The following is a 25,128-nucleotide window of genomic DNA, read 5'->3' on the forward strand; positions in this document are numbered from 1 at the left end:
ACTGGCGCGTCAGCGCCACACGTAACGGACCTGCGGTCGCCCGGCTTTGCCGTATTCGGTGTGCCGGGTGACCAGTCCGTCGTCGGCGAGGCGTTCGAGATATCGCCAGGCCGTCACTCGGGATACCCCGACTGCTTTGGCGGCCTGGGACGCGTTGAGTCCGTCGGCGGATTCCTTGATGCTCGCGGTGATGCCGTCCATCGTTTGCGGGGCAATGCCTTTGGGCGTCGAGACGCGTTCGTCGGCCGTCCGTAGATGCGCCATGGCACGGTCGATGTCGCGTTGGCTCGATGCGTTCTCGCCGGCAGGCAACGCGGCGTGGAACTCGCGGTAGCGTTCGAGTTTGTCGCGGAACGCAGCAAACGTGAAGGGCTTGAGCAGATACAGCACAATGCCGTGTGCCACCGCCGAACGCACCACCGACAGATCACGTTCGGAGGTGATGGCGATGACGTCGGGGCTCGGGCGCAGACCGCCGAGCGCTGCAGCGACGTCGATACCACTCGCGTCGGGCAGGCCGATATCCAGCAGGACCAGATCGACGGGCTCGGTGCTGGCGAAGCGCATGGCCGCGGCACCGGAGTGCGCCACTCCGGCAACCTCGAAGCCCGGGGTGCGTTCGACGTATGTCTTGTGGGCCTCGGCGATGAGGGGCTCGTCGTCGACGATCAGTACCCGAATCACGATGTCGCTCCGGGGATGGTGGCAACGACTACGGATCCGTACGTGACTTCCGACGCCAGCGTGCCGCGATGGCGATCGATCACCTGAGCCACCAGGGCCAGACCCAAACCGCGAGAGCCGGATTTGGTCGAGTACCCGCGCCGCAGAGCAGCTTCGAGCGTCTCGGGCGGCATACCGACACCGCTGTCGGCGACCCGGACGACGAGTTCACCGTCGGCATCGCGGACCGTCACTTCGACCCACGGCTGGTCGGATTCTTTCGAGGCATCGATGGCATTGTCTATCAGATTGCCTACCAGCGTGACCAATTCCCGAGCCGTGAGCACACCCTCGTGTTCCATCGCCGTGTCGTCGGTGATCGTGAGCTCCACGCCCTGCTCGGCGGCCTGACCGACCTTGCCCAGCAGCAGCGCAGCGAGGGCAGGCTCGCTGACCGCGTTCATCAGACGATCGATGAGGGCCTGGGAGAGTTCCAGATCTGCCGTCGCGAATTCGACGGCCTCCTCGGGTCGACCGAGTTCGACCATCGTGATGACGGTGTGCAGTCTGTTCGCCGACTCGTGAGCCTGTGAGCGCAGCGACTCCGCGAAGCTGCGTACCGAGTCCAATTCGCCCATCAGCGAACGCAATTCGGTCTGATCGCGAATCGTCAGCACATTGCCCAGGCGTCGACCCTCCCACATCACCGGATCCTGATTGACGACGAGTACGCGATCTTTCGTCAGATGCAATTCGCCGCGCACGATGCCGGTGTCCATCTGCTGCATCGACTCCGGCAACGACGTCAGTGACACCGGCCCGTCCGGAAGGTCGAGGAGGCGTCGAGCCTCGTCGTTGACCAACTCCGCCTCGTCGCCGCGGCCGAACACCAACAGACCCTCACCGATCGAGTGCAGGACGGCATCGTGATGCTCGTACATGGTCCGCAGCTCCGCCGGTGCCATGCCCAATGTCTGACGCCGCAGCCGGCGGCTGAGCAGCGTCGAACCTGCTGCTGCGACAACAAAGGCGGCGACCACGACCCCGATGATCAGCGGCAGGCCCCGGAGGAACTGATCGCTGATCTTCTGTCGGGTGACGCCGGCGGAGACGAGGCCGACTATCTCACCGTCGGTGTCGGTGACCGGGGTGACGGATCGGATCGACGGCCCGAGGGAACCGACGTAGGTCTCGGTGAACGTCTCACCCTGTAACGCGCGATCGATGTTGCCGCTGAACGGTTTACCGATCAGGTCGACGGTGGTGTGCGTGAACCGCGTGCGGTCCGGAGCCATGACGACGATGAAGTCGACGCCCGTGACCTGACGGATCTTCTCCGTTTCCGGTTGCAGCCGCGACGTCGGATCATCGGATTCGATCGCGAGAGGAGTGGACGGTTCGTTGGCGATGCTCACCGCGATCGCCGTGACCTCGCGTCGGGTCGCGTCATCGCTGTTGGACCGTTCGTTGAGCACCGTCAGAATGCCACCGGCGAACACGACGACGGCCATGACGACGAGCTGCAGCACGAGTACCTGGCCGGCGACACTCAGCGGGCGCTTCGAGGACAACACTTTCCTTTCGGGCAAGAACAGTCGGTGTGAACGAAATGAACGTATAGGTGACTCCAGTCACGGCGTCGAGCAACATCATCTCTCAGCAGGGGTGATCCACCTCACTCCACTCCCCGTAGTCACGAAGTCAGCCAATTCGACTCGCGCTTCGCGCTGAAACCAGAAGGAACATTCATGACAACCATCGATGCCGAGCGGTTCGACAATCCGCCAGCCGAGCCCAAGAAGAAGCGCGACAAGACTCACTGGCTCTACATTGCCGTGATCATCGCGGTGATCGCCGGTGTGGCCGTCGGCCTGCTGTGGAAGGACTTCGGCGTCGAGCTGGCGGTTCTCGGCACGCTGTTCGTCAGCCTGATCAAGATGATGATCAGCCCGGTCATCTTCTGCACCATCGTCCTCGGTATCGGATCGGTTCGTGCCGCAGCGAGTGTCGGTCGGGTCGGCGGCCTCGCGCTGGCCTACTTCCTGACCATGTCGACCATCGCGCTCGGTATCGGCATGGTCGTCGGCAACCTGATCCAGCCCGGTGACGGCCTGAACATCCCGACGGCGGGCGCAGGAGCGGAGTACGCGGCCGACGCCGAGGCCGCTGGCGGCACGATGGACTTCATCGCCGGCATCATCCCGACGTCGCTGCTGTCCTCCCTCACCGCCGGATCCGTGCTCCAGACGCTGTTCGTCGCCATCCTGGTCGGGTTTGCACTCCAGGCCATGGGCAAAAGCGGCGAAGGCATCCTCAAGGGCATCGGTGCAGTGCAGAAGCTCGTCTTCCGCATCCTGACGATGATCCTGTGGCTCGCCCCGATCGGTGCCTTCGGTGCCATCGCCGGTGTCGTCGGCAAGACCGGATTCGATGCCGTCATCCAGCTCGGCACTCTGATGCTTGCCTTCTACATCACCTGCTTCATCTTCGTCTTCTTCTTCCTCGGCCTGATCCTGCGCTTCGTCACCGGCTTCTCCATCTTCAAGCTGGTGAAGTACCTGGCCCGTGAATACCTGCTCATCGTCGCCACGTCGTCCTCCGAATCGGCCTTGCCGCGTCTGATCGCCAAGATGGAGCACGTCGGAGTCGAGCGCACCACCGTCGGCATCGTCGTCCCCACCGGCTACTCGTTCAACCTCGACGGCACTGCGATCTACCTGACGATGGCCTCGATCTTCATCGCCGACGCCATGAACCTGCCGCTCTCGATACCCGAGCAGTTCTCGCTGCTGCTGTTCATGATCATCGCCTCCAAGGGCGCAGCCGGAGTTTCGGGAGCCGGTCTGGCCACGCTGGCCGGCGGCCTGGAAAGTCACGCACCGCAGCTGCTCGACGGCGTCCCGATCATCGTCGGCATCGACCGCTTCATGTCCGAGGCCCGCGCAGTCACCAACTTCTCCGGCAACGCCGTCGCTACCCTGCTGGTCGGAACCTGGACCAAGACGCTGGACAAGGAACGAGTCAACACCGTTCTCGACGGCGGACTGCCGTTCGACGAAGAGACCATGGTCGACGACCACCTTCCCGAGGACGAGCGACCCGCCGACAAGCAGGTCATCATCGAAAAGCACGCCGCCAAGGCGTAGTACCTGCCGGGCGACGCGCATCCCCCCGTCGCCCGGTTCGGAAGAACGCAAGTACGACCCTGCCACCAGCGGGGTCGTACTTGCTTGTGTACGTCGGTTCCATTCTGTCGGTACTCACAGGTAAGTTCGGCTGATGACTGAAGTTCAGAACATCGGCATCAACACGCTGGGCGGTGCGCCCACCTCGCTCGACGAGTACGCCGGAAGGGCCGTCCTCGTGGTCAATGTCGCGTCCAAGTGTGGACTGACCCCGCAGTACGAGAAGCTCGAGAAGCTCGCCAACGACTACTCCTCTCGCGGCCTGTCGGTCGTCGGAGTGCCCTGCAACCAATTCGGTGGCCAGGAACCCGGTACCGCAGAGGAGATCGAAACCTTCTGCTCCACCACCTACGGCGTCACGTTCGCAATGACCGAGAAGGTCGATGTCAACGGCGACAGCCAGCACCCGCTCTACGCCGAGCTGACCAAGGCCGAGGATGCCGACGGCAAGGCCGGAGACGTGCAGTGGAACTTCGAGAAGTTCCTGATCTCGCCCGACGGCGTCGTCACGAACCGTTTCCGTCCGCGCACCGAGCCGGACGCACCCGAGGTGCTCGCAGCGATCGACAAGATCCTGCCGAAGGAAACGATCTCCGTTTAGCTTCTGTCTGCATCGACGTCGAGCCTCGTTCACGCCCGTGTGCGAGGCTCGGGTCATGTCTGGACGCCTGATCGTGTCGGTGAGCGGAATCAAGAACGACACCTACGAGCACGCCGCCGAGTTCGCGCGGACCCTCGACGAACGGGGCGTCCCGCTGTCGCTGCTCGTCGCGCCTCGGTTGAAGGACAAGTACCGTCTCGCAGCGGACGCACCAACCCAGGAATGGCTGCGCGCACGACGCGACGGCGGCGATGCGATCGTTCTGCACGGCTACGACCAGGCCGCCACGAAGCGTCGACGCTCCGAGTTCTCCGCACTGCCGCGTCACGAAGCTCGACTGCGCCTGATGGCTGCCGACCGTGTCATGGAACAGACCGGTCTGCGGACCCGAGTGTTCGCCGCTCCCCGGTGGATCGCTTCACCCGGAGCCCTCGAGGCTCTCCCGGACGCAGGCTTCCGAATGTTGGCTGCGCTGAACGGTATTCACGACCTCGAACGCGACGACATTGTGCGATCCCAAGTATGGGGAATCGGCGAAGGCTTCAAAGCCGAACCCTGGTGGTTCAAGGCGTTGGTCCTCGGGGCCGGCCGCACCGCCCGACGCGGGGGAGCGGTACGCCTCGCCATCAGTGCCAAACAACTCGGACGCCCGGGGCCGCGACAGGCAATCCTCGATGCCATCGACCTCTCCCTGCACCACGGAGCCGAGGCCGGAGTGTACGAATGGATTCCGCGCACCAACTCTCGCGTGGCCTAGCGGTCTGTTTCGCCCGCTCCGCTCGCTCTCGCGTCAATGGACCCTTGCACGCTCCAGACGTATGCAATGTGACATCGACGCGCACCGGGTCAGCGCGTGAATGTGCCAGTGCAGTGCCCAGACGTATGCAGTGGTCCATTGACGCGGACGGGGCGGGAGCGGTCGTAGACTCGTCAGCGATGAGTAATTCGACTGTGACCCTGGACGACATCGTTGCCGCGCATCGGCAATTGCGTGAGCGCAATCCGCTGGTGCAATGCCTGACCAACACGGTGTCGGTTCAATTCGTCGCCAATGCGCTGTTGGCGGCGGGGGCAGCGCCGGCGATGGTGGACAATCCGGAGGAAGCGGCCGGCTTCGCCGAGATCGCCGACGCAGTGCTGGTCAATCTCGGCACTCCGACCACCGCGCAGGTCGAGAGTTCTCGTCTGGCATCGGCTGCTGCGCGAGCAGCGGGCAAGCCGTGGGTGCTCGATCCGGTAGGGGCAGGTGGGCTGCCGTGGCGAACCGGTGTTGCTGTCGAGCTACTTGCCAACCGGCCCAGTGTCATTCGAGCGAACGCGTCCGAGGTCATGGGCCTCGCGGGTGCCGAAGGTGGATCGAGAGGCGTGGATTCGTCTGCGCAGGTTGCGGATTCCGTCGACGCGGCCCGTTCTCTCCTCGATCGAGCCGAGGTCGTAGCGGCCTCGGGGGAGGTCGACCACATCTTCGCACGCGGCTCGACGGTGATGGTGGGCGGCGGAAGTGCACTGCTGCAACGCGTTACAGCAACCGGCTGCGCTTTGGGTGCTTTGACGGCTGCGTACTGCTCGGTGTCACCGAATGCGCTGATAGGTGCCGTCGCGGCGCACGCGCATGTCGCGGTCGCGTCGGAGATCGCGGCTCGGTCGACCTCGCGGCCGGGATCTTTCGCGGCAGCATTTCTCGACGGACTCGACACGGTGGACGAGTCGGCGCTACGTGAACTGGCTCGGCTGGGCTGACAGTTGCAACGGGCGCTCCACTCTGCGGCGATATCCGCCGAAATACTGCGGAGTGGGCGGGCAGTGGAGCGAGAATTGTCCTGTGCAGGCAGAGGTACTGGGCCCTTGGCCGAAACGTGATGTAACGGAGCATGTTTGCGAGCGGACATACCTGACGTCGGATAAATCGAACCAGGTGGTCTTCATGAAACGACTTCTGCTCCTCGCAGTCGGTGCAACAGCTCTGGTCGCGTGCGGCGGATCGGAGCAAGGATCGCCGTCGGCGGCCGTTCCGACGACCGCACCGGCTAGCTCGGTGCAAGTGACACCCGACCCGGCCACAGTCACCGAAGGAACGCAGCCGCAGCGGACGCCACCAGAGGAGGCCGGCGACCTGATCCCCATGGGTCCGTCGGAAGCCGAGCCGCCGTGCCTGGATCTGACGTGGGGGCCGGTAGCGCAGGCCGTGGACTCGCTGCCGCTCGTATTCGAAGATTCGCCGTGGGTCGCCACCGACATGGGCGATCCGTGTGCGTCGTTCACCTGGGTCGAAGCCCTGCCGTACGGCGCGACGGTCAGCTCGCCGACGCATCTTCTGTTCTTTCACGATGCCGAGTACCTGGGTACAGCCACCCTCGAGCCCTACGGATTCACCTCCGTTGCGGCGCAATCCGCCGATACCGTCACGGTGAACTACCGCTGGCCACTCCCGGCCGACGCGAATGCCGATCCCACCGGCGGACCGGTGACCATCGACTACCAGTGGGACGGAACGCAGGTGACCATGATCGGCACCCTCCCGCCCGAGGTCACCGGCTAGATCGAGACGGAAGATTCCTCGGGAAGTTCGCGGAATTCGGCGTCGGACATCTCCTTGAAGCGCCCGTAGTAGACGCCTCTGGCCTGTTCCGCGACGATGGCTTGGTGGATGGGGAATGCCATCTTCGGGGCCACTGCGCGTAGAAATTCGACGGTCTCGGAGAGCTTCGACCACGGCGCGGCGGCAGGAAGCGCGAGTACTTCGACCTGCTGCTCGGGGACGAACAACGAGTCGCCCGGATGCAACAGCTGACCTGGATTCTCTGGGGTGCCGAGCAAGTAACCGGTGTTGTCGATCTCGGGTAGTTCCGGGTGGATGACGGCGTGGGAGCCGCCTACTCCGGTGACCGTGATGCCGCCGACGGTGAAGGCCTTTCCGGCTGGAGCTGCCGCCCACTTGCCACCGAGTTGGCCTGCCGTCATCGGATCGGCGTGCAGTGCCGCTCGCGGATTCGCCTCGACGAGCGCGGGAAGTCGCTGCAGATCGACGTGATCCGGGTGTTGATGGGTGACGAGGATCGCGTCCAGTCCGGTGATGCCCTCGAACCCGTGAGAGAACGTGCCGGGATCGAACAGCACGGTAGTGCCGTTGAGTTCGACGAGAACGCAGGAATGTCCGAAGTGTGTCAGCCGCATGCACTCCACAGTAAGCGCGGTTTCGCGCCTCCCGCCAGGGCTGCGTAGACTCCCACCTGCCGGTAACTGTCTTGCTGTACGTATTTCAAGGAGCGCTTTCGTGGCCCGAGTCGTTGTCGATGTCATGCCCAAGGCCGAGATTCTCGATCCGCAGGGTCAGGCGATCGCAGGAGCGCTCGGCCGTCTGGGGATCTCCGGTGTATCCGACGTTCGCCAGGGCAAGCGTTTCGAGCTCGAGGTCGACGACTCCGTCGACGACGCCGAAATCGAGAAGATCGCCGAATCGCTGCTCGCCAACACGGTGATCGAGGACTGGAAGGTGACTCGCATCTCATGAGCGCCCGCGTAGGTGTCATCACCTTTCCCGGCACACTCGACGACGTCGACGCCTCCCGCGCGGTCACCCTCGCCGGTGGAGAAGCCGTCAGCCTGTGGCACGCCGACGCCGATCTGAAGAACGTCGACGCCATCGTCGTCCCCGGCGGCTTCTCCTACGGCGACTACCTCAGGGCCGGTGCCATCGCCCGCTTCGCTCCCGTGATGGAGTCCGTCGTCAAGGCCGCCGAGGGCGGTATGCCGGTTCTCGGAATCTGCAACGGCTTCCAGGTGCTGTGCGAGGTGGGACTGCTGCCCGGCGCTCTGACTCGCAACGAAGGACTGCACTTCGTGTGCCGCGACCAGTGGCTGGCAGTGGAGAACACCGACACCGCGTGGTCGTCGCGATACGAGCCCGGAGCCGAAATTCTGATCCCGGTCAAGAACGCCGAGGGCCGGTTCCAGGCACCGCAGAACGTGCTCGACGAGCTCGAGGGCGAGGGGCGCGTCGTGTTCCGCTACAGCGGCACCAACCCCAACGGTTCGCAGCGCGGGATTGCCGGTATCTCCTCCGCCAACGGCCGGGTCGTCGGTCTGATGCCGCACCCCGAGCACGCCACCGAGCCGCTGACCGGTCCGAGCGACGACGGTCTGGGCATCTTCTACTCGGCCCTGGACACGATCGTCAACGCCTGAGTTTCGTGTCGGTAGGTGGGTCTAACCTGCCGCTATGACACTGACGCTGGGCATGATCACGTTCGACACCACCGATCCGGAACCGCTCGCACGCTGGTGGGCCGCGCAGGCGGACGGATCGATCGTGGAGGAGAACGACGGCTGGTTCTACGTCGTCGAACTCGCTGCGGCACCGTATCGAATGGCTTTCCAGAAGATCGACGACCCGACGCCCGGCAAGAATCGCGTCCACCTGGACATGACCACCGAGCACCTCGACGGTGAGGTCGCGCGACTGGTCGAGGCAGGTGCGAGTGAGGTTGCTCAGCACAGCATGGGTGATTTTCGCTGGGTGACGCTGAGCGATCCCGACGGCAATTTGTTCTGCGTATCCGGCTCGCACTGAGCAGCGGATGCCGGCCCAATCGTGGGTGACGCTCGTCGTTGGCGTTCTGGCCGTCCTCGGGGTCGCCCTCACCATTCGCCAGCGAACGATCGTCGACAAACGGGCCCAGGCCTGGCAGCGGATCGCCTGGTGCCTCGATCACACCGTCAGTGAACGTGATGACGAAGCGGAACTCGGCTGGGAGGTCTTTGCGACGGTCACCGACTCCCCGCTCATCACCAGCACCGAACGCAAGGTGCTGCTGGCCGTTGCGGGCCGATGTGCACGCCGCGCACTGGCGCAACCGCGCGAAACCGAGGACACTGACGGCGAGAGCGAGCAGGAGGACCCGCGATGACCACCACCGACGAACGCAACATCAAAGCACCACGGCCAACGGTCGCCGCTGCCGCTGCCCGCGCGTACATCACCATGGCCGAACGTGATCATCAACCCGTACCCGACTGGATACGCGACGCCGCAGCGGGACGACCCACTGTCCCGCCGCCCGAGTAGCGATTTCACCCGCACGCGATCATGCTGCGTTCTTGCGCAGTTCCGCCACGGTCGACGCAAAGATTCCGGTGAGTGCGATCGCGGCCCCGTCGGACACCTGGCTGTACTCGCCATCTCTCCAGAAGAAGACCGAGCGCGACAGCGGGCTCGGTGTACTGCGAGAAAACACGTCGGCCAGCTCGGCGAGTGCGGTGACCGCGGAGACTGCGTCGTCGGCGTCCCGGGGTCGGTGAAAGGCGAGTTCGTACGCATTGGGGACGGCGAAGAGTACGCCGTACAGGCATTCGCCCAGATGCGTCGAGATCAACGTGGTCATATCGGCGATCTTCGACGCGAGGTAAATCGAATCGCCGTCGAGCACCTCGATGCAGATGCCCTCTCGTTCGAGAATCTGTGTGCCCTCGAACTCGATTGCGGCAGTGTTCTTCCGACCAGCAGCCCACGCAGCGTCGATGTCGCGACCCTCGAAGTGACTGTCGGACAACGTCAGAGCTCGATTGGGAGACGACAGATTCAATACCCGTCTCGGTGCGTCGGGCACCGCGAGCAAGGGGACGGAGTAGCTGTAGGCACCCACGGAGTCCAACACGCACGGCGCGACGATGCGTTCGCGCAGTTTCGAGTAGAACTCGTCGTCGGACAGGGCCGCGATGAAGGCCGGGTCCGACTCGCGCATCGCCTCGATCATGACCTGCACATGGCCGCCGATGATGCCGTCCCACGCCGACCGAGGCGCACCCGAGCAGCGGGCGAACACGTTGTCGAGCGGAAAGTGTGCACCAGACTCCGCACCGAGCGTGGTCGCATCTTCACGGTGCACCACCACTCCACGGACGCGGAACGCTTCGATCGTCTTCATCCGAACGATCGCGAGTGTGGTTGCGTCAGCGATGTGTTGGTTCGGTTTCGGCTGAATCTTCATGTTTGTCCCCCGGGTCGGTGTGTGCTCTTGGGGTGTTCGACGCGGCGGCTGCCACAATGGTTCCCATGTCGACTCACGCTTCTGCAACTGGTCTCTGCAACTTCGTCGACGTGTCGCCGTCGCCGTTCCACGTCTGCAACACGGTGTCGGTGCAGCTCGAGGACGCCGGGTTCGTGCGTCTCGACGAGACCGCGGCCTGGCCGACCGAGGCCGGCCGCTACTACCTGATCCGCGGTGGATCACTCGTCGCGTGGAGTACGGAGAGCGACTCGGCTGATAGCCCCTTCCGCGTCGTCGGCGGGCACACCGACAGCCCCAATCTCCGCGTGAAGCAGCATCCCGATCTGCAATCCGCGGGCTGGCAGATGGTGGGTCTCGAGCCGTACGGCGGCGCGTGGCTCAACTCCTGGCTCGACCGTGATCTGGGCATCTCCGGCCGATTGAGTGTGCGTGACGGCAACGCTGCGCGCGAGGTGCTCGTCAAGGTGGACGAGCCGATCCTGCGAGTTCCGCAGCTTGCGATCCACCTGTCCGAGGATCGGAAGGGCGTCACCCTCGATCCGCAACGACACGTCAATGCCATTTGGGGCGTCGGTAATTCGCCACAATCGTTCATCGCCTACGTCGCCGAGCGAGAAGGCGTCGACCCGCGTTCGGTACTGGGTTGGGAGTTGATGACCCACGACCTCGCACCGAGTGCAGTGGTGGGCGTCGAGTCGGAGTTGGTCAGTGCGCCGCGGCTGGACAATCAAGGTACCTGCTACGCCGGAACACAGGCATTGCTTGCGGCAGTGGAGAATCCGACAGATGTCACTCCAGTGCTGGCGCTGTTCGACCACGAGGAAGTCGGAAGCATGTCCGATCGCGGTGCGTTCTCCGATCTGCTGAACACCGTGCTCGAGCGCATCGTGCTGGGAAGAGGCGGTGGGCGTGAGGAATTCCTGCGCACGATGGCTGGATCCATCTGTGCCTCAGGCGATATGGCGCACGCGACGCATCCTAACTACCCGGATCGGCACGAGCCTGCGCATCGCATCGAGCTCGGTGGTGGACCGGTGCTCAAGGTCAACCAGAACCTGCGCTACGCAACCGATTCCGCGGGCGCTGGTGCCTTCGCGCTGGCGTGCGACCAAGCCGGAGTTCCCTTGCAGCGCTATGTACATCGTGCCGACCTGCCGTGTGGATCGACCATCGGGCCCATCACCGCCTCGCGCACCGGGCTGTCGACGGTGGACGTCGGTGCAGCGCAGCTCGCCATGCATTCGTCGCGAGAGTTGATGGGTGCCAGTGACGTGAAGGCCTACGCCGACGCATTGGCGGCATTCCTCGCCCCAGCCTGAGCTCACTCGCCGCTCGCAAACGCGCGCGCGTTCGCCAGGCGCACGTGGTTTCGTGGCCGATTCCGCCGCGATTCCACTCGCGTCTGGCAAACGCGAGCGCGTTTGCGAGATCCGGAAGTGACCCAGTGACCCAGTGACCCAGCAACCCCCCGACGACCTACAGCGGATCGAGTTGCAGACACGCATCCGCCGCGAGCCAGAACAACTGCTCGCGCACCGATGTTGCCTTGGTCCAGCCGCGGTGGTCCCAGTCGGCGGCGAGGGAATCACCGGCGTAGAGCAGTTGCGCGAATCGCACACCACGGAATCGGGCCACTGCACAGAAGGCCGATGCCTCCATGTCGACGGTGCGGCAGCCCTCCTCGACGCGGCGGGTGACGCGGGCCCGGGTCTCTCGGTAGAGCGCGTCCGTCGTCCAGGAGCGCCCGGTGACGAAGTCGATCCCGGCATCCGTGAGCACCGACTGCAGCACGGCCACTCCTGCGGGATCGGCGTCGACCACTCGTCCCGGCGGTAGGTAGTGGAACGAGGTGCCCTCGTCGCGGACGGCGCTGTCGACCACCATCACGTGTCCCATGCCCAGGTCGTCGGACAGCGCACCGGCACCGCCGACGGCAACGAACTGGGTACAGCCCATCGCGATGGCTTCTTCGAGGAACAGTGCGGCCAGCGGAGCCCCGACACCGGGATGGAAAACGGCGAGCTTCTGCCCGGCCCGCTCGATCTCGTAGACGGGGTGTTCGCCGTGCTCGGAGCGCATGACCGAGACGACCCGGGCATCGCCCTTCGCGCAGATGCTGTCGATCACCTCGGAGAAGAAACAGACGACGGCCTTCGCTGGGACGTCGACCCCCTTGGCCACCATCGACGGGTCGATGACGCCCGTTTCGTCCAGATCGTCCTCGGTCAATGCGATGTCCATCAGGTGATGTTCGCACGAGGGCGATACGTCCGATGCCGTACATGTCGGCGGCACCTTATAGACTCCCCCTGGCATTTCGCTCCATCGAAGGGACCCATTCCTCGTGTCCGCTAGCTCTGTACCCACAGACACTGTCTCCAACGCCGTCGCCACCCCCGACGTTGCGCAGCCGTACAAGGAACTCGGACTCAATGACGACGAGTACGTCCGCATCAAGGAAATCCTCGGCCGCCGGCCCACCGATGCCGAACTGGCGATGTACTCGGTGATGTGGAGCGAGCACTGCTCCTACAAGTCCTCCAAGGTGCACCTGAAGTATTTCGGGGAGACCACCACCGAGGAGATGCGTAAGCCGATGCTCGCCGGGATCGGCGAGAACGCGGGCGTCGTCGACGTCGGCGACGGTTGGGCCGTCACGTTCAAGGTCGAGAGCCACAATCACCCGTCGTACGTCGAGCCCTACCAGGGTGCCGCGACGGGTGTCGGCGGCATCGTCCGCGACATCATGGCCATGGGTGCGCGTCCGATCGCCGTCATGGATCAGCTGCGATTCGGCGCTGCCGATGCACCCGATACCCGCCGTGTCCTGAGCGGCATCGTCGCTGGCGTCGGCGGCTATGGAAACTCGCTCGGCCTGCCGAACATCGGCGGCGAGACGGTGTTCGACGCCTCCTATGCCGGTAACCCCCTTCTCAACGCTCTGTGTGCCGGCGTGATGCGCGTGGAGGACATGCATCTCGCGTTCGCGTCGGGCCTGGGAAACAAGATCATTCTGTTCGGTGCCCGGACGGGTCTCGACGGCATCGGCGGTGTGTCCGTGCTGGCCTCGGAGACGTTCGACGGCGACGAGACGGGTGGGGGCCGCAAGAAGCTTCCTGCGGTGCAGGTCGGCGATCCGTTCACCGAGAAGGTGCTCATCGAAGCCTGCCTCGAGCTGTACTCCAACAAGCTGGTCGTCGGCATCCAGGACCTCGGCGGTGCCGGGTTGTCTTGCGCCACATCCGAACTCGCCTCCGCCGGCAGTGGCGGCATGCACATCGAGCTGGAGAAGGTGCCGATGCGCGCCACCGGCATGACACCCGCCGAGGTGCTCTCGAGCGAATCCCAGGAGCGTATGTGCGCGGTGGTGACGCCCGAGAACGTCGACGCGTTCATGGCCGTCTGCAAGAAGTGGGACGTGCTGGCGACGGTGATCGGTGAGGTCACCGACGGTGAGCACCTGCAGATCACGTGGCACGGCGATACCGTCGTCGACGTTCCGCCGAAAACCGTTGCGCACGAAGGCCCTGTCTACAACCGTCCGGTGCAGCGGCCCGCCACTCAGGACGATCTCGTCGCGAACACTACGGCGTCGCTGAAGCGCCCGGAAACCGGTGACGAACTGCGGGCGACACTGCTGAAGATGATCGCCTCGCCGCAGCTGTGCAGCCGCCGATTCATCACCGAGCAGTACGACCGCTACGTCCGCGGCAACACCGTCCTGGCCGAGAACGCCGACGCCGGAGTGATCCGCATCGACGAGAAGACCGGTCGCGGAATCGCTTTGGCCACCGACGCGTCGGGCCGCTACACCGCACTCGACCCGTACCAGGGTGCGCAGCTTGCACTCGCCGAGGCGTTCCGCAACGTCGCGGTCACCGGCGCGACGCCGAAAGCCGTCACCAACTGCCTGAACTTCGGCTCGCCCGAGGACCCGGGCGTCATGTGGCAGTTCCAGCAGGCCGTCCGCGGTTTGGCGGACGGCTGCGTGAGCCTCGGCATCCCGGTCACCGGTGGCAACGTCAGTTTCTACAACCAGACCGGTGCCGAGCCGATTCTGCCGACGCCCGTCGTGGGTGTGCTCGGCGTGATCGACGACGTGCATCGCCGCATCCCCACCGGACTCGGACTCGAGCCCGGCGAGACACTGATCCTGCTCGGCGACACGCACGACGAGTTCGACGGGTCCATCTGGTCGCAGGTCGAGCATGATCACCTCGGCGGCGTTCCGCCGAAGGTCGACCTCGCCCGCGAGCAACTTCTCGCAGACATCCTGCTCTCGTCCTCGCGCGACGGTCTGGTTTCGGCAGCACACGATCTGTCCGAGGGTGGCCTCGCGCAGGCTGTCGTCGAAGCTGCACTGGCCGGTGAAACCGGTTGCCGCATCATCGTTCCCGAGGGTGCCGATCCGTTCGTGACACTGTTCTCCGAGTCCTCGGGTCGCGTACTCGTCGCGGTGCCGCGCACAGAGGAGACGCGCTTCACCGGTATGTGCACCGCCCGCGGTTTGCCGTGGACGCGCATCGGCGTGGTGGACGAGGGCTCGGATTCGATAGAGGTACAAGGGCAGTTCTCCGTCCCGATGACGGAACTGCGCGAGACGTTCGAGAGCACTCTTCCCAGACTCTTCGGCTGACCGAGGTGGGGGGACAGACATCGGTCGGGGAGCAGGCATCGGAGCAACGTGGCGCGGCACTCGATCCCGCGCACGAACAGGATGAGCATCACCGGCACCACGGGCCCACGCAGGAAGTCTCCTCGCCCGGCAAGCATCCCGCCATCATGTGGGCCTGGGGTCTGCTCCGCCTGGACTTCACCGGAATCGCGTTCGGCGCGTTGTTCTTCTGCTGGTCGTTGACTCCGTCCCTGCTCCCTCGCGGATGGTTGTTCCAGGGCATCATCGGCGGTATCAATGCCGCCATCGGCTACGCGTTCGGCGTGGCGGTGGGATGGGCCGTGACTCGGTGGTGGCTCACTTCGCGATCGTGGTGGCCGTTGCCGCGCAAGGTCGAACTCGCCGTGAAGGTCGCGGTACCCGTTCTGGCAATCACGGCATCGATGATCATGCTGGCGGTCTCCGCAGAATGGCAGCGTGAGCTGGCCGCCCTGATGGAAGCCGAGGGCACCACCACCACGGGGTATTTCCGTACCGGAGCGCTGAGTATCGCCATCGCAGCGCTGTTGATTTCGGTGTGGCGCGTGTTGCGCGATTTCGTTCGGTTGCTGGCGCGCCAGATCAACCGCATCGTGAAGATGCCGCGGGAAGTGGCCAATGCGCTCGGGGTCGTCCTGCTCGTGGTGCTGTCCGTCGCACTCGTTCAGGGTGTGTTACTGCGGGCGGTGTCCGAGGTCACCAACTCGGTATTCAGTCTGCAGAACGACGAAACACGAGACGGCGCAGAACAACCCGTTGCCGACGAGCGATCCGGTAGTCCGAACTCGTTGGCACCCTGGGACACCCTGGGGTTCGAGGGTCGCAACTTCGTTTCCAGCGGTCTGCGGGCCGACGAGATGGAACGGGCCACGGGCCGTCCGAGCCTCGAGCCGATCAGGGCGTATGCGGGATTGGAAACTGCGGAGACACAGGACGAACGGCTCGACATCGTGGTCGCCGAACTCGAGCGCACCGGAGCTTTCCAACGCCAGGCTCTCGTCGTCGTTCCGACCACGGGTACCGGGTGGGTCAATCCCACCGCCATCGAGGCCGAGGAGCTCATGTTCGACGGCGATGTTGCCACCGTCGCATCTCAGTATTCGTATCTGCCCAGCTGGATCTCGTTCATCGCCGAGGGCGACAAGGCAGCTCAGGCCGGCAAAGCGCTCATCGACAAGGTTCATGATCGCTGGCTGCAGGAGCCGGAGGCCACCCGCCCCAAGTTCTACGTCTACGGCGAAAGCCTCGGTACCCAGGCGGGTGAGGGTGCGTTCGTGGGTCTGGCCGACATCAGGGCCACCACCGACGGTGTCCTGTGGGTGGGGCCGCCGAACAACAACCGCATCTGGAGTCAGTTCGTCAGCCGACGCGACCCGGGCAGTCCCGAGGTGCGGCCGGTCTACTCCGAGGGCCTGACGGTCCGTTTCGCCGACAACTCGTCGGGCATCCCGCCGGAGGACCAGCCCTGGTACGAGCCGCGGATTCTGTATGTACAGCACGCGTCGGATCCGGTGGTGTGGTGGTCGCCCGACCTCCTCTTCGAGCGTCCGGACTGGCTGTCCGAGCCACCGGGGCCGGACCGCTTGCCGAGCATGCGCTGGTTCCCGGTCGTCACGTTCTGGCAGGTGGCCGCAGACCTGACCAATGCCGCGGGCGTCCCCGATGGACACGGACACAATTACGGAACCCTGGTGCTCGACGGCTGGGTGGCCGTCGCGGCACCCGAGGGGTGGACCGACCGCGACACCGAACGAGTCCGCGGAGTCATGGAGCAATTCGCCGGCCGAGACGGTCCCGAGAAGTGAGAAGCGCCGTCACAACAGGACTGGCGACGACGGCATGGAGTACGGCGGTCCTACCGTCGCTCGGTCTCGATGCGCGGGGGAGAGCGCTGGCCAATGCCTCGTTCGCAGTGGGTGTGGCTGCACTATCCCGAACCAGAGCGGACGAGCTCGGTCTGCGCAATACCGCTGCCGGACTGAAGTGGGGCGCTGCGGCGTCGGCAATTCCTGTTCTCGGTTCCGCCCTCGTCACGGCCATTCCAGCGCTGCGACGCCGGGTGAGGCCGTCTCGGGAGAACCTGGCCGAGTGGGTCCTGTTCCGGATTCCGGTGGGAACGGTGCTGACCGAGGAGCTGCTGTTCCGCGGCGTACTCGACGCCGAGTCGGCTGTGCTGTCGACGGCCTTCTTCGGTCTGTGGCACATCCACCCGGCGCGCGCTGCCGGCGACACGGTGCTGGGCACGGTGCTGGCGACAACGGCCGCCGGCGTGGTGTTCTCGTGGCTGCGGAGCCGGAGCGGCAGCGTGCTCGCGCCGGCCCTGCTGCACTATTTCCTCAACGCGAGCGGCGCCGTGCTGGCGCATCTGGCGGCGAACGACAGGAGCTAGAAGCAGTGCCTCCACACAAGGAAGTCTCTCCCGCCGAGGTGCGGGAAGCGGTCCTGGCGGTTGCGGAGTGGATCAGAGGTGAGGCGGACAAGCCGGCTCGCGCACAGATTGCCGCGGCGGTGCGCACCACCGCCAGAACTTTGGGTCAGAACGCGCCCGGATCCTCGGTGGAGGTGCGAGTCCCGCCGTTCGTCGCGGTGCAGTGCATCGTCGGGCCTCGACACACTCGGGGAACCCCGCCGAACGTGGTCGAAACCGATGCTCTGACGTGGTTGCAGGTGGTCACTGGGATCCGGGATTTCGACGCGGCCCTCGCCGACGGTTCCATCGATGCGTCCGGGAGCCGGGCAGTGGAAGTGGGCCGGTGGCTGCCGTTGCTGTCCATCACATGACGGTGCGAATCGGACCGTGGTTCACCTACCGGGAATCTGCGGTCCACACGATGCGTTGACTCCGCCCGTGTGCCCGTAGACTCAGGCACGGCCCCCCGCCCCGTCCCCCAAGGGAGCAATGCCCGTGACCAACGCCGATTTGTCGGTCGACAGTCCGAATCTTCTGCTGAACAAGCCCATCGACGAACCGGAGAACGAGCCGCGCGAAGAGTGCGGAGTGTTCGGAGTATGGGCACCGGGCGAGGATGTGGCCAAGCTCTCGTATTACGGCCTCTATGCGCTGCAGCACCGCGGCCAGGAAGCGGCCGGCATCGCAGTGTCCGACGGGTCGCAGGTGTTGGTGTTCAAGGATCTGGGCCTGGTCAGTCAGGTGTTCGACGAGCAGACTCTCGGAGCCATGCCCGGGCACGTCGCCATCGGTCACTGCCGCTACTCCACCAGTGGTTCGGTGACGTGGGAGAACGCTCAGCCGATCTTCCGCACCACCACTGCGGGCACCGGTATTGCGCTCGGCCACAACGGAAACCTCGTCAATTTCGCGGAACTTGCCACCAAGGCACGTGACGCCGGCCTGATCAGCGATCGGCTGCAGGGCAACGGAACCTCGGATTCCGACGTCGTCACGGCGCTGATGGCGCACAAGGCCGCCGATTGCACCGTCGAGCAGGCGGCAATGGAGTTGCTTCCGCAGCTCAAAGGCGCTTTCTGCCTTACCTTCATGGACGAGCACACTCTCTACGCTGCCCGCGACCCGCACGGGGTTCGTCCCCTGTGCCTCGGCCGCCTCGATCGCGGTTGGGTGGTGGCCAGCGAAACGGCCGCACTCGACATCGTCGGTGCCGCCTTCGTTCGCGACATCGAGCCCGGTGAGTTGCTGGCGATCGATGCCGACGGCGTTCGTTCCTCACGTTTCGCGGCCCCGGAGCCCAAGGGATGCGTGTTCGAGTACGTCTACCTCGCGCGCCCCGACAGCGTCATCGGCGGCCGTTCGGTGCACTCGACCCGTGTCGAGATCGGACGACGGCTCGCCAAGGAGCATCCGGCCGAGGGCGATCTGGTGATTCCGGTGCCCGAGAGCGGAACTCCCGCCGCAGTAGGTTTCGCCCAGGGCTCGGGCATTCCGTACGGCCAGGGCCTGATGAAGAACGCGTACGTGGGCCGCACGTTCATTCAGCCCTCGCAGACCATCCGTCAGCTGGGCATCCGGCTCAAACTCAATCCTCTCAAAGAGGTCATTCGGGGCAAAAGACTGGTGGTGGTGGACGATTCGATCGTCCGCGGTAACACCCAACGCGCCCTGATCAGGATGCTGCGTGAGGCCGGTGCGCTCGAGATCCACGTCCGGATCGCCTCCCCGCCGGTGCGGTGGCCTTGCTTCTACGGCATCGACTTCGCTTCTCCTGCAGAGCTGATCGCCAACGGAGTCGACTCCGAGGACGGGATTCTCGAAGGCGTTCGGCAGGCAATCGGTGCCGATTCTCTGGGGTACATCTCCATCGACGGTATGATCGCGGCCTCCGAGCAGCCCGAATCGCGGTTGTGCGCAGCATGTTTCACCGGCAAGTACCCGATCGATCTGCCCGCCGACAACGCACTCGGTAAGCACGTTCTCGAAGGTCTGCTGGCTTCGGCAGCCGGGCAGCCGGTGGCGAACGACGCGAATGTGAGCGCTCTCAGTCGCCCTTGACCTGCGGTTTCCCGTCAGGGAACAGCAGGGTTTTCTGAATGCCACATATTGGAAACAGTCCATCGGTACTGTCCCGAGTTACATAGGACACACCGATTTGGATAGAGGCTCAGATGACCCTGTCGCCCGACGACGGACGCATGCAGCGCTACAGCGCTGCATCACGAACGGCTGTGCGTAAGCACGGCAAGAAGACCGCTGCAGTGGCAGCACTGTCGGTACTCGCGTTGACGGCCGCAGCCTGCGGCTCGGGCCGTACCGACGAGGCCGGCGGCTCCGGTGACGCCGGTGGAGACACCATCACGGTCGGCACCACCGACCAGGTGACATCACTCGACCCGGCCGGCTCGTACGACAACGGCTCGTTCATGGTGATGAACCAGACGTATCCCTTCCTGATGAACTTCGCTCCGGGCAGTTCGGAACTCGAGCCCGACGTCGCCGAAAGCTGCGATTTCGCCGAGCCGACCGTCTACACGTGCACGCTGAAGGACGACCTGACGTTCGCGAACGGCAATCCGTTGACGAGCGAGAGCGTGAAGTACTCGTTCGACCGGATCGTCGCGATCAACGATCCCAACGGGCCCGCCTCGCTGCTGACCAACCTCGACAGCATCGCGACACCGGACGAGAAGACCGTCGAGTTCACGCTGAAGGCCGCCAACGATCAGACGTTCCCGCAGATCCTGGCAACACCGGCAGGTCCGATCGTCGACCAGACGGTGTTTCCGGCAGACCAGATTCTCGACGACGACGCCATCGTGGCGGGTACCCCGTTCGCCGGTCCGTACTCGATCTCGAGCTACGCCAAGAACTCGCTCGTCAGTTTCACCGCGAACGAGAACTACCAGGGCATCCTGGGCACACCGAAAACGTCGGCGATCAACACGAAGTACTACACCAGCTCGGACAACCTCAAGCTCGACGTACAGAACAAGGCCATCGACGTCGCGTGGCGTTCGTTGACCCCGACCGACGTCGAATCGCTCGAAGCCGTCGACGGTCTGACGGTGCACGAGGGACCGGGCGGTGAATCGCGCTACATGGTGTTCAACATGAACACGATGCCGGGCGATACTCCCGAACAGAAGTTGGCCGTGCGCAAGGCAATTGCGGCCTCGGTCGATCGTCAGGCGCTCTCCGACGGCGTCTACAAGGGCACCTACACCCCGCTGTACTCCGTCGTCCCGACCGGTCTCGAGGGTGCGAACACCGCGTACGGCGATGTCTACGGCACGACGCCCAACCGCGACGAGGCCGCCGGATTCCTCTCTGCCGCAGGGGTTGCCACTCCCGTGCAGCTCAACCTGCAGTACAACCCGGATCACTACGGTTCGTCCTCGAGCGAGGAGTACGCCGCGATCAAGAGTCAGCTCGACGCGACGGGGCTGTTCAACGTGAACCTGCAGTCCACCGAGTGGAGCACGTACACCAAGGAACGTGTCGCCGACGCGTACCCGGTGTACCAGCTGGGCTGGTTCCCGGACTACCCCGACGCAGACAACTACCTGACGCCGTTCTTCGCGCCGGACAACTTCTTGCAGTCGCACTTCGAGAGCCCGGAGATCACGTCGCTGCTCGATCTGGAGCGCACGACGGCCGACGAGAATGCGCGGATGCAGATCATCGGTCAGATCCAGACCGAGCTGGCGACGAACTACCTGCCGACGCTTCCGTTGTTGGAGGGCAAGCAGATCGCCGTAGCGACCGATGAGATCAGCGGCGTGGACGAGACGCTCGACGCCTCGTTCAAGTTCCGTTTCGTCACTCTCGCCAAGAGCTGACCGGTGCCCGCTACCGCGGATGCGTCGGTAGGGGAGAAGAAAGCACAGCAGGCGAGCGCGCCGTCACGATACGGCGCGCTCGCTCGCTATCTCGGGATCAGATTTTTGCTGATCATTCCGACTGCCTGGATTCTCGTCACCGTCGTGTTCTTTCTGATGCGCGTGATCGGTGATCCGATCACCGCGGCCCTCGGTGGCCGCCTCCCTGCCGAACAGATCGCCCAGCGCAAGGCCGAGGCCGGCTACGACCGTCCGATTCTGACGCAGTACTGGGAGTACCTGACCGGTTTGCTGCGCGGCGATTTCGGCCGTTCTGCCACCGACAATCGAGCGATCAGCGACGTCCTGCTCGTCAACGGTGCTGCGACACTGGAATTGGCGTTCTGGGCACTGCTGGTGGCCTTTGCCGTCGGTATCCCGCTCGGGTTCTACGCCGCCACCCATCGAGACCGATTCGGTGACGCCTCGCTGCGGATCTTCGCAATCCTGGCGTATGCGGCACCGGTGTTTTTCGTCGGCATGCTGCTCAAGCTGCTGTTCGCCGTCAAGCTCGGCTGGCTGCCGGTGGCCGGACGAGCCAGCACCAATGTGGAACTGGCACTGCAGAACGTCTCGCCGAAGACGAACATTCTCATCGTCGATTCCTTCCTCTACGGAGAGACGAGCTACACCGTCGACGTGCTCGAGCATGCCGTTCTTCCTGCTCTCGCACTGGGCCTGTTGACGGCAGGCGTCTTTCTGAGGCTGGTGCGCGTCAACCTGATTCAGACGCTGCAGGCACCGTTCGTCGACGCCGCCCGCGCGCGCGGACTGAGCGAGGGCACGGTGACCAGGCGACATGCGTTCCGCAACGCCATGATCCCCATCGTCACGGTCATCGGCCTGCAGATCGCCGTGCTGCTGGGCGGAGCAGTGCTCACCGAGACCACGTTCGAGTGGCAGGGCCTGGGCTACGAGCTGGCCCGCTACCTGCAGCAACGCGATTTCGTTGCGGTGCAGGGCATCGTGACGTTCCTGGCCGTGGTGGTGGCCGTCGTCAGCTTCGTCACCGACGCCATCGTCGCCCTCATCGACCCGAGAGTGAGGTTCTGATGAGCACCGAAGTCGTGCTGTCCGACGTCCCCTCCACCCGCCCACACCGTCGAGGAATCCCCGGTGTGTCGTTCGTGAAGTCCACCTCGGGATTGCAGCGGGTCACGCTGCTCGTCGGTCTGGCACTGATGGTGGCGTTCGTGCTTGCTGCCTTGTTCGCTCCGCTGCTTGCGCCTTACGGGTTCTCGCAGACCAGCGATGCCGGCCAGGATTTTGCGCGTCAGGCAGCTCCGTCGGCGGAGCACTGGTTCGGCACCTCGGTCCGCGGGGAGGACGTCTTCTCACGTGTGATCTACGGTGCCAGAACAGCTCTGATGGTGATCGCCTCGTCGTTGATTCTCTCGCTGATCATCGGCGTTCCGCTGGGGCTCGCCTCGGGATACATCGGGCGCTGGTTCGACCGTGTGCTCGTGCTGTTCATGGATGCGATGTACGCATTCCCGTCTCTGCTTCTGGCCGTGGTCATCTCGATCGTCGTGGCGGGTGGACAGTCGTCGAGCTTCGGTGGCATCGCGTCCGCAGCAATCGCCATCACGGCCATATTCGTACCGCAGTACTTCCGGGTGGTCCGCAATGCCACGGTGGCGGTCAAGACCGAACCGTACGTCGATGCAGCACGGGTCACCGGGGCCGGCACACCGCGAATTCTGTTCCGCCACATACTCGCCAACGTGGTGCAGACACTGCCGGTCATCATCACCCTCAACGGGGCCGAGGCCATCCTGACCCTGGCCGGGCTCGGATTCCTCGGATTCGGTATCGAACCCACCTCCGCCTCGGAATGGGGCTACGACATCAACAAGGCCCTGCCGGACATCTCCAACGGCATCTGGTGGACGTCGGTGTTCCCGGGCCTGGGCATCGTGCTGGTGGTGCTCGGCTTGACCATGGTGGGTGAAAGCGCAAGCGAGACACTCAATCCGCTGCTGCGTACCCGTAAGAAATTCAAGAAGGCGGTGAAGGTATGACACAGAGTGTGGCGACTCCACGAGAGTCCGCGCTGTCGGTCGAGTCGTTGTCCGTCACGTTCGCCACCGACGCAGGCGAAGTACACGCCGTCGACCAGGTCTCCTTCGAGGTGTATCCCGGCGAGGTACTGGCCGTGGTGGGGGAGTCGGGGTCGGGGAAGTCCGTCAGTGTTCGCTCCGCGATCGGTCTCCTACCCGACACCGCACGGGTCGATGGGCACGTGATTCTCGGTGGCCGGGACGTCACCACGCTGAACGACAAAGCGTGGGCGGGGTTGCGCGGCAACAAGATCTCGATGGTGTTCCAGGAACCGGGCAGCGCTCTCGATCCGCTGTTCACCATCGGGTATCAGATCGTCGAAGCACTCCGGGCGCACCCCAGGAGTGGAGCCGGCGGAACGACCAGTGGCGGCAGCGACGACGGTAAACGGATGTCGGCGAAGGGTGCCAAAGCACGGGCCGTCGAGTTGCTGACGATGGTGGGATTGCCCAACCCCGAGCAGCGCTTCTCGTACTATCCGCACGAGCTTTCGGGCGGGCAGAAGCAACGCGTGATGATCGCGATCGCCATTTCGTGTGAGGCGAAGGTCATCATCGCCGACGAGCCGACCACCGCTCTCGACGTCACGGTACAGGCCGAGATCCTCGAACTGTTGCGCGATCTCAAGGACCGGCTCGGCTGTGCCATCGTGCTCATCACCCACAGCATGGGCGTCGTGTCCGATCTGGCCGACCGTGTCGTCGTCATGCAGAACGGTCGCGTCGTCGAGGAAGCTCCGGTGGCGCAGCTGTTCGACGCCCCCGCGGACGAGTACACCAAGAAGCTGCTGGCGGCAGTGCCGACTCTGGCTGCGGTGGAGTCGGACAAGACCGTCGACACCTCGGGTGAACCGGTTCTCGACGTCTCGAAGCTGGTGGTGCAGTTCTCCGGTGGAGTCGGCTCGCCTGCGTTTCGGGCGGTCGACGACGTCTCGCTCACCATCCACCGCGGCGAGACCCTCGGCTTGGTGGGTGAATCCGGCTCGGGCAAATCCACTATCGGCAGATGTGTCGCTGCGCTGCAGAAGCCGACCAGCGGCAGCGTGACGGTGATGGGGCAGAACATTGCCGGTGTGAGCGAACGCAAGCTCAAGCCCCTGCGTAAGCGCTTCGGCTTCGTCTTCCAGGACCCGTCGGCGTCACTGAACCCGCGCCTGACCGTCGGGCAGTGTGTTGCCGAGCCGACGATCGTGCACAAGTACGGCTCCAAGGACGCGATCGCGGCCAGAACGACCGAGCTTCTCGACGCCGTGCAACTGCCCTCGGGCACCGACAAGCGGTACCCGCACGAATTGTCCGGTGGGCAGCGGCAGCGCGTCAGCCTGGCGCGAGCATTGGTGCTGGGTCCGGATCTGGTGGTGGCGGACGAGCCGACCAGTGCACTCGACGTGTCGGTGCAGGCAGCAGTGTTGGACCTCTTCGAGGCGTTGCAGCAGGAATTCGGTTTCGCATGTCTGTTCATCAGCCACGACCTGGCCGTGGTCGACCGCGTCGCGCATCGTGTGGCAGTGCTGCGCGGAGGCCGCGTCGTCGAGCAGGGAACGCCGTGGAAGATTCTGCGCTCGCCGGAGGAGGAGTACACCGAAAAGCTGTTGGCCGCGATCCCCGGCAAACGCCTGCACACGTGAGTTCTTCTCCTGACCGGGCACTCCGGTACCGTTGGGGC

25 protein-coding genes are annotated in these 25,128 nt (G+C 64.6%); 20 read left to right on the forward strand and 5 right to left on the reverse strand.

The window, feature by feature from the left end:
• Positions 1–9: 9 nt before the first annotated feature.
• Positions 10–684 (reverse strand): response regulator, encoded by a 675-nt coding sequence (locus ACIGGF_RS16625; protein ID WP_397522346.1) that lies wholly within the window; start codon positions 682–684, stop codon positions 10–12.
• On the reverse strand, positions 681–2,174 hold the full coding sequence (locus ACIGGF_RS16630) for an ATP-binding protein (RefSeq protein ID WP_397522439.1): 1,494 nt from the start codon (positions 2,172–2,174) through the stop codon (positions 681–683). The genes ACIGGF_RS16625 and ACIGGF_RS16630 overlap by 4 nt, the downstream gene beginning before the upstream one ends.
• 237 nt (positions 2,175–2,411) lie before the next feature.
• On the opposite strand from ACIGGF_RS16630, the gene ACIGGF_RS16635 reads away from it, so the two are divergent.
• From ACIGGF_RS16635 to ACIGGF_RS16655, 5 genes are all read left to right on the forward strand, one after another.
• Positions 2,412–3,809: a cation:dicarboxylate symporter family transporter gene (locus tag ACIGGF_RS16635; protein ID WP_397522347.1), complete on the forward strand. Its 1,398-nt coding sequence runs from the start codon at positions 2,412–2,414 to the stop codon at positions 3,807–3,809.
• A gap of 130 nt (positions 3,810–3,939) precedes the next feature.
• Entirely contained in the window at positions 3,940–4,449 is a 510-nt protein-coding gene (locus tag ACIGGF_RS16640) for a glutathione peroxidase (RefSeq protein WP_397522440.1), read from the forward strand.
• Between the two features lie 55 nt (positions 4,450–4,504).
• On the forward strand, positions 4,505–5,206 hold the full coding sequence (locus ACIGGF_RS16645) for a DUF2334 domain-containing protein (protein WP_397522348.1): 702 nt from the start codon (positions 4,505–4,507) through the stop codon (positions 5,204–5,206).
• A gap of 179 nt (positions 5,207–5,385) precedes the next feature.
• Positions 5,386–6,189, forward strand: coding sequence for a hydroxyethylthiazole kinase (gene thiM / locus ACIGGF_RS16650; protein ID WP_397522349.1), 804 nt, complete (start codon positions 5,386–5,388; stop codon positions 6,187–6,189).
• 184 nt (positions 6,190–6,373) lie between these two features.
• On the forward strand, positions 6,374–6,988 hold the full coding sequence (locus ACIGGF_RS16655) for an LppP/LprE family lipoprotein (RefSeq protein ID WP_397522350.1): 615 nt from the start codon (positions 6,374–6,376) through the stop codon (positions 6,986–6,988).
• On the opposite strand, the gene ACIGGF_RS16660 is transcribed toward ACIGGF_RS16655, so the two are convergent.
• Positions 6,985–7,623, reverse strand: a complete 639-nt coding sequence (locus tag ACIGGF_RS16660; protein WP_397522351.1) for an MBL fold metallo-hydrolase — start codon at positions 7,621–7,623, stop codon at positions 6,985–6,987. The two genes, ACIGGF_RS16655 and ACIGGF_RS16660, sit on opposite strands and share 4 nt — an antisense overlap.
• A 100-nt stretch (positions 7,624–7,723) precedes the next feature.
• Here ACIGGF_RS16660 and purS point away from each other — a divergent pair, with 100 nt between their 5' ends.
• From purS to ACIGGF_RS16685, 5 genes are read left to right on the forward strand one after another with little or no spacing between them, the layout of a single operon-like run.
• Positions 7,724–7,960, forward strand: coding sequence for a phosphoribosylformylglycinamidine synthase subunit PurS (gene purS, locus ACIGGF_RS16665; protein WP_397522352.1), 237 nt, complete (start codon positions 7,724–7,726; stop codon positions 7,958–7,960).
• A complete protein-coding gene (gene purQ / locus ACIGGF_RS16670) occupies positions 7,957–8,634 on the forward strand; it encodes a phosphoribosylformylglycinamidine synthase subunit PurQ (RefSeq protein WP_314142951.1) in 678 nt (225 codons plus the stop codon). Before purS ends, purQ begins: the two co-directional genes overlap by 4 nt.
• A gap of 34 nt (positions 8,635–8,668) precedes the next feature.
• Positions 8,669–9,019, forward strand: coding sequence for a VOC family protein (locus ACIGGF_RS16675; RefSeq protein ID WP_397522353.1), 351 nt, complete (start codon positions 8,669–8,671; stop codon positions 9,017–9,019).
• A 7-nt stretch (positions 9,020–9,026) separates the two neighbouring features.
• A complete protein-coding gene (locus ACIGGF_RS16680; RefSeq protein WP_397522354.1) occupies positions 9,027–9,356 on the forward strand; it encodes a hypothetical protein in 330 nt (109 codons plus the stop codon).
• The gene (locus ACIGGF_RS16685; RefSeq protein WP_222092187.1) at positions 9,353–9,514 is read left to right on the forward strand and encodes a hypothetical protein; all 162 of its coding nucleotides are present in this window, start codon (positions 9,353–9,355) and stop codon (positions 9,512–9,514) included. The genes ACIGGF_RS16680 and ACIGGF_RS16685 overlap by 4 nt, the downstream gene beginning before the upstream one ends.
• A 19-nt stretch (positions 9,515–9,533) precedes the next feature.
• Here the strand turns inward: ACIGGF_RS16685 and ACIGGF_RS16690 are convergent, their stop codons facing one another.
• Entirely contained in the window at positions 9,534–10,373 is an 840-nt protein-coding gene (locus ACIGGF_RS16690; protein WP_397522355.1) for a hypothetical protein, read from the reverse strand.
• A 119-nt stretch (positions 10,374–10,492) separates the two neighbouring features.
• Between ACIGGF_RS16690 and ACIGGF_RS16695 the strand changes: the two genes are divergently transcribed.
• Complete coding sequence (locus tag ACIGGF_RS16695; RefSeq protein ID WP_397522356.1) at positions 10,493–11,776, forward strand: M18 family aminopeptidase; 1,284 nt, start codon at positions 10,493–10,495, stop codon at positions 11,774–11,776.
• Positions 11,777–11,933: 157 nt separating this feature from the next.
• On the opposite strand, the gene ACIGGF_RS16700 is transcribed toward ACIGGF_RS16695, so the two are convergent.
• Positions 11,934–12,698, reverse strand: coding sequence for a nucleoside phosphorylase (locus tag ACIGGF_RS16700; RefSeq protein WP_397522357.1), 765 nt, complete (start codon positions 12,696–12,698; stop codon positions 11,934–11,936).
• Between the two features lie 103 nt (positions 12,699–12,801).
• On the opposite strand from ACIGGF_RS16700, the gene purL reads away from it, so the two are divergent.
• From purL to ACIGGF_RS16745, 9 genes are all read left to right on the forward strand, one after another.
• Positions 12,802–15,093, forward strand: a complete 2,292-nt coding sequence (gene purL / locus ACIGGF_RS16705) for a phosphoribosylformylglycinamidine synthase subunit PurL (RefSeq protein ID WP_397522358.1) — start codon at positions 12,802–12,804, stop codon at positions 15,091–15,093.
• A 5-nt stretch (positions 15,094–15,098) separates the two neighbouring features.
• The gene (locus tag ACIGGF_RS16710) at positions 15,099–16,916 is read left to right on the forward strand and encodes an alpha/beta hydrolase (protein WP_397522359.1); all 1,818 of its coding nucleotides are present in this window, start codon (positions 15,099–15,101) and stop codon (positions 16,914–16,916) included.
• Positions 16,913–17,500 (forward strand): CPBP family intramembrane glutamic endopeptidase, encoded by a 588-nt coding sequence (locus tag ACIGGF_RS16715; RefSeq protein WP_397522360.1) that lies wholly within the window; start codon positions 16,913–16,915, stop codon positions 17,498–17,500. The genes ACIGGF_RS16710 and ACIGGF_RS16715 overlap by 4 nt, the downstream gene beginning before the upstream one ends.
• Positions 17,501–17,505: 5 nt before the next feature.
• Positions 17,506–17,892, forward strand: coding sequence for a sterol carrier family protein (locus ACIGGF_RS16720; RefSeq protein ID WP_397522361.1), 387 nt, complete (start codon positions 17,506–17,508; stop codon positions 17,890–17,892).
• Positions 17,893–18,016: 124 nt separating this feature from the next.
• Complete coding sequence (gene purF, locus ACIGGF_RS16725; RefSeq protein WP_397522362.1) at positions 18,017–19,579, forward strand: amidophosphoribosyltransferase; 1,563 nt, start codon at positions 18,017–18,019, stop codon at positions 19,577–19,579.
• A 140-nt stretch (positions 19,580–19,719) separates the two neighbouring features.
• Entirely contained in the window at positions 19,720–21,363 is a 1,644-nt protein-coding gene (locus ACIGGF_RS16730) for an ABC transporter substrate-binding protein (protein WP_397522441.1), read from the forward strand.
• Positions 21,364–21,459: 96 nt separating this feature from the next.
• On the forward strand, positions 21,460–22,455 hold the full coding sequence (locus ACIGGF_RS16735; RefSeq protein ID WP_397522442.1) for an ABC transporter permease: 996 nt from the start codon (positions 21,460–21,462) through the stop codon (positions 22,453–22,455).
• Complete coding sequence (locus tag ACIGGF_RS16740; protein WP_397522363.1) at positions 22,455–23,423, forward strand: ABC transporter permease; 969 nt, start codon at positions 22,455–22,457, stop codon at positions 23,421–23,423. Before ACIGGF_RS16735 ends, ACIGGF_RS16740 begins: the two co-directional genes overlap by 1 nt.
• Entirely contained in the window at positions 23,420–25,090 is a 1,671-nt protein-coding gene (locus tag ACIGGF_RS16745; RefSeq protein ID WP_397522364.1) for an ABC transporter ATP-binding protein, read from the forward strand. Before ACIGGF_RS16740 ends, ACIGGF_RS16745 begins: the two co-directional genes overlap by 4 nt.
• The last annotated feature ends 38 nt before the right edge of the window (positions 25,091–25,128 follow it).

The organism is Rhodococcus sp. NPDC078407, from assembly GCF_044542515.1.
GTDB lineage: Bacteria > Actinomycetota > Actinomycetes > Mycobacteriales > Mycobacteriaceae > Rhodococcoides.

What these genes read in the sequence shown, in the direction of transcription:
- ACIGGF_RS16745 (WP_397522364.1), top strand. Translation starts at nt 23,420, where the DNA reads ATGACACAGAGTGTGGCGACTCCACGAGAGTCCGCGCTGTCGGTCGAG.
- ACIGGF_RS16645 (WP_397522348.1), top strand. Translation starts at nt 4,505, where the DNA reads ATGTCTGGACGCCTGATCGTGTCGGTGAGCGGAATCAAGAACGACACC.
- ACIGGF_RS16655 (WP_397522350.1), top strand. Translation starts at nt 6,374, where the DNA reads ATGAAACGACTTCTGCTCCTCGCAGTCGGTGCAACAGCTCTGGTCGCG.
- ACIGGF_RS16630 (WP_397522439.1), bottom strand. Translation starts at nt 2,174, where the DNA reads ATGGCCGTCGTCGTGTTCGCCGGTGGCATTCTGACGGTGCTCAACGAA.
- thiM (WP_397522349.1), top strand. Translation starts at nt 5,386, where the DNA reads ATGAGTAATTCGACTGTGACCCTGGACGACATCGTTGCCGCGCATCGG.
- ACIGGF_RS16740 (WP_397522363.1), top strand. Translation starts at nt 22,455, where the DNA reads ATGAGCACCGAAGTCGTGCTGTCCGACGTCCCCTCCACCCGCCCACAC.
- ACIGGF_RS16660 (WP_397522351.1), bottom strand. Translation starts at nt 7,623, where the DNA reads ATGCGGCTGACACACTTCGGACATTCCTGCGTTCTCGTCGAACTCAAC.
- ACIGGF_RS16635 (WP_397522347.1), top strand. Translation starts at nt 2,412, where the DNA reads ATGACAACCATCGATGCCGAGCGGTTCGACAATCCGCCAGCCGAGCCC.
- ACIGGF_RS16695 (WP_397522356.1), top strand. Translation starts at nt 10,493, where the DNA reads ATGGTTCCCATGTCGACTCACGCTTCTGCAACTGGTCTCTGCAACTTC.
- ACIGGF_RS16690 (WP_397522355.1), bottom strand. Translation starts at nt 10,373, where the DNA reads ATGAAGACGATCGAAGCGTTCCGCGTCCGTGGAGTGGTGGTGCACCGT.
- purQ (WP_314142951.1), top strand. Translation starts at nt 7,957, where the DNA reads ATGAGCGCCCGCGTAGGTGTCATCACCTTTCCCGGCACACTCGACGAC.
- ACIGGF_RS16700 (WP_397522357.1), bottom strand. Translation starts at nt 12,698, where the DNA reads ATGGACATCGCATTGACCGAGGACGATCTGGACGAAACGGGCGTCATC.
- ACIGGF_RS16730 (WP_397522441.1), top strand. Translation starts at nt 19,720, where the DNA reads ATGCAGCGCTACAGCGCTGCATCACGAACGGCTGTGCGTAAGCACGGC.
- ACIGGF_RS16685 (WP_222092187.1), top strand. Translation starts at nt 9,353, where the DNA reads ATGACCACCACCGACGAACGCAACATCAAAGCACCACGGCCAACGGTC.
- ACIGGF_RS16675 (WP_397522353.1), top strand. Translation starts at nt 8,669, where the DNA reads ATGACACTGACGCTGGGCATGATCACGTTCGACACCACCGATCCGGAA.
- ACIGGF_RS16680 (WP_397522354.1), top strand. Translation starts at nt 9,027, where the DNA reads ATGCCGGCCCAATCGTGGGTGACGCTCGTCGTTGGCGTTCTGGCCGTC.